The 12,802-nt window shown below is 67.6% G+C and carries 11 protein-coding genes, 1 tRNA gene and 1 pseudogene; all 13 read right to left on the bottom strand.

The annotated features are described in order from the left end of the window. Nucleotides 1-6: 6 nt before the first annotated feature. Nucleotides 7-1,479 (bottom strand): TrkH family potassium uptake protein, encoded by a 1,473-nt coding sequence (locus QT17_RS10410; RefSeq protein WP_039459797.1) that lies wholly within the window; start codon nucleotides 1,477-1,479, stop codon nucleotides 7-9. Next, the gene (trkA, locus tag QT17_RS10405) at nucleotides 1,451-2,788 is read right to left on the bottom strand and encodes a Trk system potassium transporter TrkA (protein ID WP_039459796.1); all 1,338 of its coding nucleotides are present in this window, start codon (nucleotides 2,786-2,788) and stop codon (nucleotides 1,451-1,453) included. The genes QT17_RS10410 and trkA overlap by 29 nt, the downstream gene beginning before the upstream one ends. Before the next feature lie 12 nt (nucleotides 2,789-2,800). Next, nucleotides 2,801-4,105, bottom strand: coding sequence for a 30S ribosomal protein S12 methylthiotransferase RimO (rimO, locus tag QT17_RS10400; RefSeq protein WP_039459795.1), 1,305 nt, complete (start codon nucleotides 4,103-4,105; stop codon nucleotides 2,801-2,803). A 60-nt stretch (nucleotides 4,106-4,165) separates the two neighbouring features. Continuing rightward, nucleotides 4,166-5,029, bottom strand: coding sequence for a RodZ domain-containing protein (locus QT17_RS10395; protein WP_039459793.1), 864 nt, complete (start codon nucleotides 5,027-5,029; stop codon nucleotides 4,166-4,168). 4 nt (nucleotides 5,030-5,033) lie between these two features. Next, entirely contained in the window at nucleotides 5,034-5,879 is an 846-nt protein-coding gene (locus tag QT17_RS10390; RefSeq protein ID WP_039459792.1) for a pseudouridine-5'-phosphate glycosidase, read from the bottom strand. A gap of 7 nt (nucleotides 5,880-5,886) precedes the next feature. Continuing rightward, a complete protein-coding gene (locus tag QT17_RS10385) occupies nucleotides 5,887-6,642 on the bottom strand; it encodes a DUF4388 domain-containing protein (protein WP_039459791.1) in 756 nt (251 codons plus the stop codon). After that, nucleotides 6,618-7,406: a fructosamine kinase family protein gene (locus tag QT17_RS10380; protein WP_039459789.1), complete on the bottom strand. Its 789-nt coding sequence runs from the start codon at nucleotides 7,404-7,406 to the stop codon at nucleotides 6,618-6,620. The genes QT17_RS10385 and QT17_RS10380 overlap by 25 nt, the downstream gene beginning before the upstream one ends. Then, nucleotides 7,369-7,863 carry a low molecular weight protein-tyrosine-phosphatase gene (locus QT17_RS10375; protein ID WP_039459918.1) on the bottom strand — a complete coding sequence of 165 codons (495 nt, stop codon included), beginning with the start codon at nucleotides 7,861-7,863 and terminating at the stop codon, nucleotides 7,369-7,371. The genes QT17_RS10380 and QT17_RS10375 overlap by 38 nt, the downstream gene beginning before the upstream one ends. A gap of 10 nt (nucleotides 7,864-7,873) precedes the next feature. Further along, nucleotides 7,874-9,419, bottom strand: a pseudogene (locus QT17_RS14900) (GAF domain-containing sensor histidine kinase). Beyond that, a complete protein-coding gene (locus QT17_RS10365) occupies nucleotides 9,412-10,152 on the bottom strand; it encodes an RNA methyltransferase (protein ID WP_039459787.1) in 741 nt (246 codons plus the stop codon). Before QT17_RS10365 ends, QT17_RS14900 begins: the two are co-directional and overlap by 8 nt. Then, entirely contained in the window at nucleotides 10,136-12,226 is a 2,091-nt protein-coding gene (locus QT17_RS10360; RefSeq protein WP_152607391.1) for a transglycosylase domain-containing protein, read from the bottom strand. Before QT17_RS10360 ends, QT17_RS10365 begins: the two co-directional genes overlap by 17 nt. Before the next feature lie 34 nt (nucleotides 12,227-12,260). After that, a complete protein-coding gene (locus tag QT17_RS10355; protein WP_039459786.1) occupies nucleotides 12,261-12,641 on the bottom strand; it encodes a hypothetical protein in 381 nt (126 codons plus the stop codon). A 44-nt stretch (nucleotides 12,642-12,685) separates the two neighbouring features. Next, a tRNA-Gln gene (locus QT17_RS10350) sits at nucleotides 12,686-12,759 on the bottom strand. Between the last annotated feature and the right edge of the window lie 43 nt (nucleotides 12,760-12,802).

Genomic DNA, 12,802 nt, shown 5'->3' with positions numbered 1-12,802 from the left:
AAACCCCTAGCGAAGTCTGCGCCACAGCTCGGGGCTAAAAAGGAGGACCACGGGCAAGATCTCAATGCGCCCGGCCCACATCTGGAAAATCAGGACGAGCTTAGAAAAAGGGGAAAGCTCGGCGTACGAACCCATGGGCCCCACCGGGCCAAGACCAGGGCCGATGTTGCCGATGGCCTGGGCGCTGGCGGTGAAAGCCACCACGAAATCCCCTTCCAAAAGGGCCAAGGCCAAGGTCCCCAGGCCGAAGAGCACGGTATAGAGGAAGACAAAAACAGCAACCTGCCTGAGGGCCTCCTCCGACACCACCCGCTCCCCCAGGCGCAAGGGAAGGACCGCCTGGGGGTGCAGGGTGCGGGTAACCTCCCGCCGCAAAAGCCCGAAAAGGAGGAGCCACCGGACCACCTTAATGCCCCCCGCCCCCGAACCGGCGCTGCCCCCGATAAACATCAAGAAGACCAAAAGAGCCTGGGCCGGAACCGCCCACTGGGCGAAGTCCACGCTGGCGAAGCCGGTGGTGGTGAGGATGGAAACCACTTGGAAAAAGGCGTGGCGGAGGCTTGCCTCCAGCCCGTACATGTGGTGCGTGTAGAGGTAAAGGGCGAGAAGCGCCCCAAAAAGAAGGACGACGCCCAGATAGGCCCGAAACTCGGCATCGCGCCAAAGGGGCCTCACCTCCCGGCCAAACAGGAGGCGGTACTGAAGGAGGAAGTTCACCCCTGCCAAGAACATGAAGACTACCCCCGCCCACTGGGCCAAGGGGGCGTAGGCGGCGAAACTTTGCGGGTTGGGGCTGAGCCCCCCGGCTGGAATGGTGGTGAGGGCGTTGGACAGAGCCTCGTGAACGGGAACGCCCGCCCCCCAGTAAGCGAGGAAGGCCAGGACCGTGAGGAGCAAGTAGACCTTCAGCACCGCCAGGGCGGTGTGCCGGAGCCTCGGGGTCAGGCGCTCCTTTTCCACCCCCGTGCTTTCGGCGAAGAAGGCCTGCCGCCCCGCCACCTGAAGCTGGGGAAAAATGACGAGGAAAAGCACCACGATACCGATGCCCCCCATCCACTGGGTAAGGCTTCGCCACAGGAAGAGGCTTTGACCAAAGCGGCCGAAATCCGTCAAGACCGTGGCCCCAGTGGTGGTGAAGCCGGAAACCGACTCAAAAAGGGCATCCAGGTAGCCCATCCCCCCGGAAACCCAATAGGGCACCGCCCCCAAGACGGGCACCAGGATCCATAGGAGGGCCACGCTGGCGAAGACCTCGGCCCTCCGGGGCTGTGCCTGTGGGTGGCCTAGGGCCTGAAGCACCTTCCCGAAGCCCACGCCAAGGAGGGCCCCAAAGGCGAAGCCCCGGGCGTCCTCTTCCAGGAGGAGGGCCAGAAGGGCGAAGAGGAAAAGGATCACCCCCATCCCCTGGTAGGTAAGGCCAAGCAGGTAAAGGCTGGAGCGGAACCCCGGTCTAGCGCGCGATGCGGGCCACGGCCTCATCCGCCACCTCCCGGGCCGCCACCAAAAAGAGACGATCCCCGGGGAGGGCCAACAGGTCCTCCCGGTACAGCATCACCCGATGGTCCCGCTCCAGGGCCACGGGGGCCACCTGGGGCCCGGCCAAGGCCTTCAAAGCCCTGGGCTGGAAGTCCTCCGGAAGCTCCACCTCCAAAAGCTCTATGTTTTCGTCCATGGTGGAAACATGCTCCACGTTTTCCGGTCCCAGGAAGTCCAATACCGCCCGCACCGCCGCCTGTCGCGGCGTGAGGGGGAGGTCAATCCCCACCTGCTCAAAGAGCCTTCGGGTTTCCGAGCGGGAAACCCGGGTGATGACCTTACCTACCCCAAGCTGCTTGGCCAAGAGGGAAGCCAGGAGGTTCTTTTCGTCGTTATCCGTCACCGCCACCACGGCGTCCGCCTCCTGCATCCCCTCCGCCTCCAAAAGCTCCAGGTCCGTGCCGTCTCCCTGAATCACCAAGGCCCCGGGAAGTTCTTGGGAAAGCCACTCGCACCGCTCCCGGTTGGGTTCAATGATCACCACCTCTAGCCGCCTGCGCAAGAGCTCCTGGGCCACCATGAAGCCAACATTCCCCCCGCCCAGGATCATGACCCGCCGCACCCCCCGGCCCGTGGCGAAGCAGGCCTCGAGCTCGGGAAAAGCCTTTAAGGTGGTGACGAAAAGGAGTTTGTCCCCGGGCTCTAGCACCAGCTCGGGGAAATCGGGGTGGGCGAAGCTCAGGAAAGCCCCGTCCCGCACCACCCCCACCACCAACACCCCTTCGGGCCAGACCTCCTCCGCCAAGAGGCGGTGGGCATAAGGCCCCCCTTCCTTCACCCGGTACTCCACGAAGCGGAGCCTTCCCCCCGCCAGAACCTCCGTGTCCACCGCCCCGGGCACCAAGATCACCTCCACGATCTCCCGGGCCATGGCCCGCTGGGGCCAGAGCACCTTGTCAATGCGGGTGCCGAGGATTTCCGCCGTACGGGGATCGGCCAACACCTCCACGTACCCCCCCTTGCCCACGAAGCAAAGGGTTTCCTTGGCCCCAAGCCCCTTGGCCAGGAGGGAAGCGAGGAGGTTCACCTCGTCGGAGTCCGTGCTGGCGATGAAGAGGTCGGCCCGATCCACCCCCGCCTCCCGCAGGGTGTCGGGGTCCGTGGCCCCCCCCACCACCACCTTCACGTCCAGGTGGGCCAGGCGCTCCTTGGCCTGGGGGTTGCGGTCAACGACCACCACCTCGTGGGCCTTCTCCAGGGTGCGGGCGAGCTCCCCGCCCACCTCCCCACCCCCGGCGATGACGATGTACATACGCCTCCTATGCTAAACCTGGACCCCGTAAAGGTCGTAGGTGTCTGCGCGGGTTACCCGGGCCTGGATCCTCTCCCCCACCCGCACCGTGCCGTCCGTCTCCACGTACATCACCCCGTCGATGCCGGGGGAGTCACGGTAGGTGCGGCCCACGGCGAGGCCTGGCTCGGGAAGCTCGTCCACCAGGACCTCCAACGTTTTTCCCACCAGGCGCTCGTTTTTCCGCAGGCTGACCCGGGCCTGGAGCTCCATGAGCCGCGCCTTCCTCTCCTCCTTCACCTCTTCGGGCACGTGGCCGTCCAGGGCGTTGGCCTCCGCCCCTTCCACCGGGGAGTAGGGGAAGACCCCCACCCGGTCCAGCTCCGCCTCCTCTAAAAAGTCCAAAAGGATCTGAAAATCCTCCTCCGTCTCCCCGGGGAAACCCACGATGAAGGTGGAGCGGAGGGCGAGTTCCGGCACCACCTCCCGCCAGGCCTTAAGGGTCTTGAGGTGGCTTTGGTACCCCCCGGGACGGCGCATGCGGCGCAGGATGCGCTCGGAGGCGTGTTGCAGGGGCACGTCCAAATAAGGGAGGACTTTCCCCTCGGCCATGAGGGGAAGGAGGTCTTTCACGTGGGGGTAAGGGTAGACGTAGTGGAGGCGGATCCAGGCCCCAAGCTCCGCCATGTGGGCGAGGAGGTCCTTAAGCTCCGCCCGCACCAGGCGGTCCCCCCAAAAGCTTGCCCGGTGGCCCAGGTCCACCCCGTAGGCGGAAAGGTCCTGGGCGATGAGGAGGAGTTCCTGGGTCCCCGTGGCCACCAGGCGTGCCGCCTCAGCCAAGACCTCGGCGGCGTCCCGGGAGCGAAGCCTTCCCCGAAGCCTCGGGATGATGCAGAAGCTACAGCGGTGGTCGCACCCCTCGGAAAGCTTCAGGTAGGCGTAGTGCTTGGGGGTGAGCTTCACCTGGGGCGGCACCAGGTCCAAGAAGGGGTCCCGGGAAGGGGGTAGGACCTGCGCCACCGCCGCCAAGACCCCCTCCACCTCCCCTGGCCCCGTGATCGCCACAACCTCCGGGTGGCGGCTTTGGATCACCTCGGGCCGTGCCCCCAAACACCCCGTGACGATGACCCGGCCGTTTTCCTTGAGGGCTTCCCCAATGGCCTCGAGGCTCTCCTCCACCGCCGGGGTGATAAAGCCGCAGGTGTTGACGATGACCAGGTCAGCCTCCTCGTAGGTGGGGCTCGTCTCGTAGCCTAAGGCTTTGAGCCGGGAGAGGATCTGCTCGGAGTCCACCAAAGCCTTGGGGCAACCCAGGCTCACAAAGCCGATCTTTGCCATAGCGCTCCTTGGGGCAGGGCCCCAACAAGGCCTAAGTATAGCCGGGACCCCAGGCCACGCCTAGGGGAAGCTCCGGGTAAGGGGCTTGCCCGGTTCCCCCATGAGCCCCAAGTCCTTCCCGTCCAGGATGACCCGCACCCCCCCGGGGTTCCCGGCCCGCACCTCCACGGGAAGGTCAAAGCGAAGCTCGCTCCCCACCTCGGGAATGCCCTCGTAAAGCCGCTTCTCCCCCTGGGTCACCCTAAGCCAGCTCCGCCCCTCCAGCCGCAGGACCAGTTTTCCCTCCCCTGGCGAGGGGGAAGCTCCTTCGGGCAGGGGATTTTCCGTGGGGGTGAGCCGCACGTTCAGCGAAAGGTCTTTGTTCAAAACGATTTCCTCTTCCCAAGGGGCGTGGCCCGGAAGCTCCACCTTTAACACCCGCCTCCCCCCCTCCAACGGGGGGGTGGCCAAGGGGGTCTGGCCCAGGTAAAACCCGTCCAGGTACACCCGGGCCCCCGGGGGCTCGCTCACCACCCGCAGGGTGTAGCGGGCGGGGGCGGGAGGGGGCGGCGCCTCGGGGAGGACCACCACCTGCTTGGGCTCAGGCCGGAGGAGCAAGTAGGCCCCATAGCCCAGGAGCAGGGCGAGGAATAGGGCCAGCCAAAGCCCCAAGGGCCGCCGGGCCCGCCCCTTCGGCGGGGGCGGGAAGGTTTTGGGGGAAGGCGCAGGGTAGAGGGCCAGGAGGGGCTCAGGGTCCAAGCCCAAAAGGAGGGCGTAGCGCCTCAGGTACCCCCGGGCCAAGGCTGGCTCGGGCAACGCCTCAAAGCGGCAGGCCTCGAGGGCCTCCAGGACCCGCACCTTCAAGGAAAGCCGCTCCGCCGCTTCCTTAAGGCTTAGGCCCTTCTCCTCCCGCGCCCGCCTAAGCCTTTCCCCGAGCTCGCACACAAGGCTATTCTAGCGCCGCAAGCGCCCGGGCCACCTGGGCCGCCAACCGGGCGTTTTCCAGGAGGAGGCGCCGGTTCACCCGATCCGTCTCCCCTTGGGAAAGCTCGGAAAGCCGCCGGAGGAGGTAGGGGGTAAGGGCCTTGCCGAAAACGCCCTCCCTTGCCGCTTGGTGGCTCGCCTCCTCCACCCACGCCGCCACCTTCTCGTAAGGGATGCCCTCGGAGACCGGGTTCACCAGAAGCACCGCCCCTAGGCCAAGCTCCTTGGCCCTCCGGTAAACCTGGGCCGCTTCCCGGGGGCTTTCCACCCGGGCGGGCACGGGATAGGGGGAGGCGGGAGAGAAGAAAGCGGGAAGGCGGTCCGTGCGGTAGCCCACCACGCTCACCCCCAGGGTCTCCAGCCTTTCCAAGGTGGCCCGAAGGTCCAGGATGGCCTTGGGCCCCGCGGCCACCACCAGGATGGGGGTGCGGGCCAGGGCCAAAAGGTCGGCGCTCTCATCATGGGGCTCGGGGTGCACCCCACCGATGCCCCCGGTGGCGAAGACCTGGATCCCGTGGCGGTGGGCCAGGTGGACCGTGGCCGCCACCGTGGTGCCGGCGCTTTTCCCTTGGGCCAAGAGGGCCGCCAGGTTCCAAAGGCTCGCCTTCTCCGCCCCGCCCTTTGCCAAAAGTTCCATCTCCTCCCGCTTCAAGCCCACCCGCACCTCACCCCGAAAGAGGGCGATGGTGCGGGGGATTGCCCCCTCCTCCCGCACCGCCTCCTCCAGCTCCAGGGCCACCTTTAGGTTCAGGGGATAGGGCAGGCCGTGGGTGAGGAGGGCGGATTCCAAGGCCACCAGAGCTTCCCGCATGGGGCCACTATACCTCGGGCCAGACCAAGACCTCCTCTCCCACCTTGAGCCCGTGGAAGAGGAGGAGCTCGGGGGAAAGCCTGAGCTCCACCCCAAGCCCTTCCACCCCTTCCACGGGCAAGAGGACCTCCCTTGCCCCCTTGACCCGCACCTGGGCGAAGGGGCCGTAGTGGACCCGCCAGGCTTTGAGGAGCAGGGCCTCCACCTGGGCCCCCCGCTTCCCCAAGGCCACCCGGAGCTTGGCGGTGCGGGGCACCCGTGGGGCCACCTCCACCAGCCTGAGCCGGGCCAGGTGCCCCAAGCGCTTCAGCACCTCCTCCAGGGGCCACCTCCCCACCAGGTCCAAGGGGCTTTTCCCCCGGCCTAGGTCCTGAAGGAGGGCGAGCTCCACCGGGTCCAGGGTGGCCCCCACCGCCTCCAGGCGAGCCGAGGGACGCACCAGGTCAAAGGGGCCCACCTCCACCCGTTCGTCCAGGGAACGGATGGCCTCGAGGAGGTACGCCTCCAAGGGGCCGGCAAGGGTGGTGAGGGGGGCCTTGGCGCCCAGGTGGAAGCGGAAACGCCCCTCCTTCAGGGCCAGGACCTCCAAAAGGGCCTCCCGGCCCGCCTTACCCGCGAAGGCGGCGTGCACGGGGCGGCCCCGCTCCAGGTAAACCTCCCCCGCTCCGCCCGGCCCCTCCACCAGGAAGACGCCCGTCTTGCCCCCCTGGGCCAAAAGTTGCAGGAGGTCAATGGGGCCTAAGAGGCGGAAATCGCCTTCCATAGCGCCCCCAGATAACCTTTGCCGAAGAAGTGCACGTGGGCGAGGAGGTAGTACACCTGGTACCGGGGGAGAGCCCGCTCCACCTCCTCGGGCAGCGGGTAAAGGGCCTGGTAGGCCTGCCAAAAAGCGGTGGGAAATCCGCCGAAAAGCCGCATCATGGCCAGGTCCACACCCCTTTCCCCCACGAAGAAGGAAGGGTCCAAAAGGGCCGGCCCCCCTTGGGCGAAGTGGACGTTGCCGCGCCAAAGGTCCCCGTGGAGGGGGGCGGGGCCCTCTGTGGGCAGGGGCCTTCGGAAGAGGGCTTCCACCCTAGGCCCAAGCCCCTCCAGGCGGTCCCAGGTGGCCTGGAGCAAGGGCTCCACGCAGCGGAGGTAGAAGAACTCCGTCCAGTCCCCTCCCCGCCTCCCCGGCAGGGGGAAGGTGCCGAGGAAGCCCGGCTCGGCCCAGTACGCCTCCTCCCGCTTTCGGTGGAGGTGGGCCAACATGGCGGCAAGCCCCTCCCAGTCCTCCGGGCCCGGGGGCAGGTACTCCAGCACAAGCCCTTCCTCGGCCACGTGGAACACCCCGGGCACCCTGACCCCCCTTTTTCCGAGCTCCCTAAGCCCCCGCGCCTCCGCGGCGAAGAAGCCCAGCGGGGGGTTTTCCGCCAGCTTCACCGCGTAGGGCCCCACCCGCCACACCCGGGCCATATCCCCCCCGTGGAGGGGAAGGGGGGTACCCTCCACCTCAAGCCCCGCCCGCCGGAGGAGGGTTTTGGGGTCCATGGACCTCCAGGAAGGCCTTGCAGGCGGCCTCCACCGTCCAGTAGGCCTCGAGGCAGTCCTGGTAGTCGCCGTAGTAGGGGTCCTTCACCTCTCCCCCGCCCAGGTAGTCCAAAAGGAGCCGCGCCTTGCCCCGGGCCTCGGGGAAGCGCCTCAGGACCTCCTCCAGGTTCTTGCGGTCCATGACCAGGATGTGGTCGTAGTATAGGGCGTCCTCCCGGGTCATGGCCCGGGCCACGTGGGGGAAGTAGGCCCCCTCCGCCTCCAAGACCCGCCGGGCCCGGGGGTCCATGGGCTCCCCCGCGTGCCAGGCCCCGGTGCCCGCGGAGTCCACCTCAAAGTGGGCCTCGAGTCCCCGCTCCCTTAGGAGCTTGCGGAAGGCCCCCTCCGCCAAAGGACTCCGGCAGATGTTGCCCAAGCAGACAAAGAGCACGCGCACGGGACGCTCCACGCCTCCCATCATAGGACGCCTAGTAGGGCACCTCCGCCCCCACCTCCGTGCCCTTCCCCGGGGCCGAGGCCACCCAAAAACGCCCCCCCCTGGCCTCCACCCGCTCCCGCATTTGGGTCAGGCCAAAGCCGCCCAGGCCCTGGGCCTCAGGGTTTTGAAAGCCTTGGCCGTTGTCCCGCACCACAAGCCTCGCCCCCGTTCCCCCAAAGGCTCCAAGACCACCTCCACCCGGGTGGGCTTGGCGTGCTTGGCGGCGTTGGTGAGGGCCTCCTGCAGGACGCGGAAGAGGACGAGCTCACTGGCCTGGGATAGCCCCACCGCCTCGGGCAAGGAGAGGTGGACCCTAAACCCCGCCTGCTCGGCGAAGGCCTGGGCGTAGCGCCGCACGGACTCCAGGAAGCCGTAGCGCTCCAGGTCAATGGGCCTTAGGGCGAAGATGCTCCGGCGCACCTCCCGGATCTGGCTCCTTAAGGTGTCCTTCACCTCGGCCAAAGCCCTTAGCGCCGCCTCCCGGTCCTTGTCCAAAAGCCTTTCCGCCAGGTCCAGCTTCAAGGCCATGAAGGCCAGGCTTTGCGCCAGGCCGTCGTGGATCTCCCGGGCGATGCGGGTGCGCTCCTCGTTGATGGCGAGCTCCTCCGCCCTCAGGTAGGCTTGGGCGTTCCGCACCGCCAAGGCCACCTGGGAGGCCAGGAAGGAAAGGAAGGGGATGCGCCGGGAAAGGTCTTCCCCTTTTAGGACCAAGACCCCCACCGTCCCCCGGGCCTTCAGGGGCAGGGCCAGGGTCTTGGGGGCCACGAAGACGGGGCCCTCCAAGGCCCCCTTCCACGGGCCCTCGGGAAGGAAAGGGTGGGCGGGGAGGGACAGGTTCCGCACCACCCGGGGCACCAAGAACCCCTCCTCGTCCAAAAGGAGCACCCCGCCCCCCTCCGCCCCCGCCCAGTCCCGAATGCGCTCCAGGAGGTTTTCCAGAAGGCGGTCCAGGTTGGCCTCGGCCTTTAGGGCCTGGTCCACCTCAAAGAGGGTGAGGAGGTCGCGGCTTCGCGCCACCACGGACTGCAAAGCCCCCCCCACCTCGTGGGCGAGCACCTCCAGGAAGGCCCGTTCCGGGGCGGGGGGCAGGCCTCCAGGTACCCCCTTAGCCCGGGAAGCTCCACCCTCACCCCCCCGCACTCCTCCCCCGCCCGCACCCCCTCCGCCTCGAGGGCCACCGGGTAGCCCAAGGTTTCCCGCAAGGCCAGGGCCACGCGGTGCACCGCCTCCTCCAGGTTCTCGCTTTCCAGGGCCTCGCGGAAGACCCGCCCCGCCGCCAGAAGCCTGCGGTTGGCCTCCTCCAGGGCCCTTTCCGCCCGCACCTTCTCCAAAACCTCCTGGGCGATCCACTCCAACACGGCGTAGGTGACCAAGGGCCCCACCAGGCCGTAAAACCCCAGGCGAAGCCAGAGCAAGGCGTCCACGTGGCGGTAGGGCAAGAGGGCCACCTCAAAGGCCACCACCACCAAGGCGATGAGGGGCGGCAAAAGGCGCTGCGCCAGGCGGACCAAGCGGTAAAGGCTTTGGCTAGCCATCCTTCTTCCCCTGCGCGTAACGGCTTTGGTGGAGGAGCCCCCGCAGGAGCTGCACCTCTCCCGGGGCAAGCCTTGCCTTGTGCAGGATGCGGCGCAGGCGGCGCATGGCGTAGGGGTGGCGGCGGGCGTCGGTGAAGCCGATTTCCAGCACGTACCGCCCCAAGTCGGCGAAAAGGGCTTCCAAGGCCTCCACCGGGGCCAGCTCCTCCCTGGCCTCGAGGCCACCCAGGGCCGCCTTGAAAAGCTCGTAGGCGAAGACCACCACCGCCTGGGCCAGGTTCAAGGAGGGTTGCTCCGGGGCGGTGGGAATGGTGCCAATGAGGTGGGCTAAGTCTAGCTCCTCGTTGGTGAGGCCGAAGGTCTCCCGGCCGAAGACCAAGGCCACCTCCCCCGCCACGGCGAGGGCGTGGCGGGGCACCTCCCAAGCCGGGACCACGGGGGCGGGGTAAAGCTCCCGGGGGCGGCCCGTGGTGGCCACCACGAACTGGGTCCCCGCCAAGGCCTCGGGCAAGGTGGGGACCACCACCGCCCGGTCCAGGACGTCCTCCGCGTGCACCGCCAGCCAGTAGGCCTCCCGGGCCCAAGGCGGCCCCACCCGGGGGTGAGGGTTGACCACGTAAAGCCGGGAGAGCCCGAAGTTGCGCATGGCCCGGGCCACCGCCCCCACGTTCATGGGCTCCTGGGGCTCCACCAAGACGATGCGCACATGGCTTAGGTCAGGGCGATGTTCCATGGGGTTCCTCCACGGGTGCTTCTGGGGAAGCTTCTGGGGCCGCCTGGCCCGTGGCCTCGGGCGAAGCGGGGGGTGCCGGTTCCGCCGGGGGAAGGGGGACCTTGCCCTGGGGGAACCACATGGCCACGCCCGCTTGCGAGGGCATTCCCGAAACCAGGTCCACCTGGGCCTGCACAAGCCCAGGAGGCGGGGGAAAGTCACCCCCCGGGCGGCCCCTTAGGGCCTCCGCCACGAAGGCCCGCCAGATGGGGGGGTTCACCACGGAGCTGGAAGGCTCCCGCCCCCCCATGCGCAAGGGCTTGTTGTCGTCCCGCCCCACCCAGACCACGGCGGAAAGCCCCCGGGTCACTCCGGCGAACCAGAGGTCCCTGGCCTCGTTGGTGGTTCCTGTCTTCCCCCCCACCACCCGCCCGGGGATGCGGGCCCCCTTGGCCAGGCCCTTCTCCCCCAGGTCGTAGACGTAGCCCTTTAGCAGGTCCCACCCTTGGTAGGCCACCTGGGGGCTAAAGAGGGGGCGCCGCTCCGGGGAGGCTTGGTAGAGCACCCTTCCCTCGGCGTCCTCCACCCGCAGAACGTAAAGGGGGGCCACCCGGTACCCCCCGTTCACAAAGGAGGCGTAGGCGGCGGCCAGGTCCACGGGGGTGATGGAGGCCCCGCCGATGGCGATGGCCAAGGTGGGGTAGCGCACGGCGAAGCCCGCCTGGGAAAGCTTTTGCGCCACCTTCTCCACCCCGATGGCGTTGGCGGTGTAAATGGCGGGAAGGTTCAAGGAAAGGTCCAAGGCGTAGCGCACGCTGATCTCCCGGTTGAGGAAGGTCCCGGAGAAGTTCTTGGGCCGCCACACCCCCCCAGGCTGGCTGGGATCGGGGAACTCCAGGGGGCGGTCGGGGACCAGGCTGGCCTGGGTGAAGCCCTCCTCAAAGGCGGTGGCGTAGACGAAGGGCTTCACGGCGCTCCCCGGGTTCCTGAGGGCCCGGGTGGCCCGGTTGTACTCGTCCCCTTCCCGCCGGATGCCCCCCACCAGGGCCAAGACCTCCCCCGTTTCCGGGTCCAAGCCCACGATGGCGAGCTCCGCCCCCTCGGGCAGGCGGGCTCCCCGGGCCGCCCGTTCCGCCGCCCGTTGCATGGCGGGGTCCAAGGTGGTGTAAACCTTAAGTCCGCCTTCTCCGTAGATTTTGTCCTTTCCGAAGCGGGCCTCGAGGAAGCGCCGCACCTCCATGACGAAGTGGGGGGCCATGCGGAAGTCCAGCTGGCGCAACAGCCGGGCCTCGGGGTCCACCAGCCGGGCCTCCAGTAGGTTCCCCTTCCCGTCGTAGCGGGCCTGCCACCCCTTGGGCACCAGGGGCTCCCGCCAGGCGGCCTCGGCCACCTCAGGGCTCACCCACCCCTCCGCCACCATCTGGTCCAATAGGAGGCGCATCCGCTCCCGCACCCCCTTTAGATCCTGGTAGCGGGCGTTGGGGGCGGGGATGAGGGAGGCCAGGTAAAGCCCCTCCGCCAAGGTCAAGGCGGCCGGGTCCTTGCCGAAGTAAGCCTCCGCCGCCCCCTTGATCCCCACGGCGTTCCCGCCCCAGGGAACCACGTTCAGGTACATTTCCAGGATCTCTTCCTTGGTGTAGCGCCGCTCCAACTCCAAGGCCAAGGCCCATTCCTTGAACTTCCGCTCCAGGGAACGGGCCTGGGCCAGCTCCTTGAGGAGGGTGTTCTTGATCACCTGGGTGGTGATGGTGCTCCCCCCCTGCAAATCCCCCCGGGCGATGGCATAAAGCGCTCCCAGAAGCCGCAGGAAGTCCACCCCGTAGTGCTGGAAAAAGCGGCGGTCCTCGGAGAAGACGATGGCCGCCACCGCCGCCGGGGACACATCCTTTAGCCGCACCAGGCTCCGGTGAATGGCCCGCCCTTCCTCCACGCTGGCGATCTGGGCCAAGGGGGTGCCGTCCCGGGCGTAAAGGACCGAGGTGGCGGTGAGGCGCAGGCGCTCAAACTGGGAAAGGTCGGGAAGTTGGCGGGTGTAGGCGTAGGCCAGGTAGCCCAAGGCGAAGCCCCCCCCCACCAAAAGCCCCAACAGCACCATGACGAGCCAGCGGAACAGCCGCACGCCCACCAGTTTACCCAAGCTCTCCCTGTTGGGGGGAAAGGCGCAAAAAGTGGAAAAGCTTCTCGCGGCTTAAGGGTTTTTCCAAGGGCAAAACCCGGACCACCTCCGCCGTGGCACGAAGCCGCTCCGAGGGGGAGATGAGCACCGCCAGGGGCACCTCCTTGAGCCGCTTCACGTGGCGGATCCGTACCGCGGCGGCAAAGGGGTCCACGTCCAGGTCCTCGTCCAGCAGGATTGCCCGCGGGGTGTGGTCCAGAAGCCAGAACAGGCCTTCCTTGGCGGAGTCAAAGTAGCGGATCGGGATACCGGTTTCCACCAATACCAGCTCCACGTAAGCCCGCAGCGCCTCGTTGCGGCTTAATAGAAGAAGCCCCGGATACTCCGCCGCCACGGCGCCAGTTTACCCAAGCTCTGCGAAAATGCGATGAAAAAATCTGGCTGGGGCGCGTGGACTCGAACCACGACCGGCGGATCCAAAGTCCGCTGTCCTGCCATTAGACGACGCCCCAGCGTCCAAGGGGGATTGTAGGGCAAAAAAGCCTTACCGTCAAA

Origin of the sequence: Thermus sp. 2.9 (assembly GCF_000794385.1) — a bacterium.
GTDB lineage: Bacteria > Deinococcota > Deinococci > Deinococcales > Thermaceae > Thermus > Thermus thalpophilus.
This window is presented reverse-complemented; position numbering and strand designations above follow the sequence as displayed.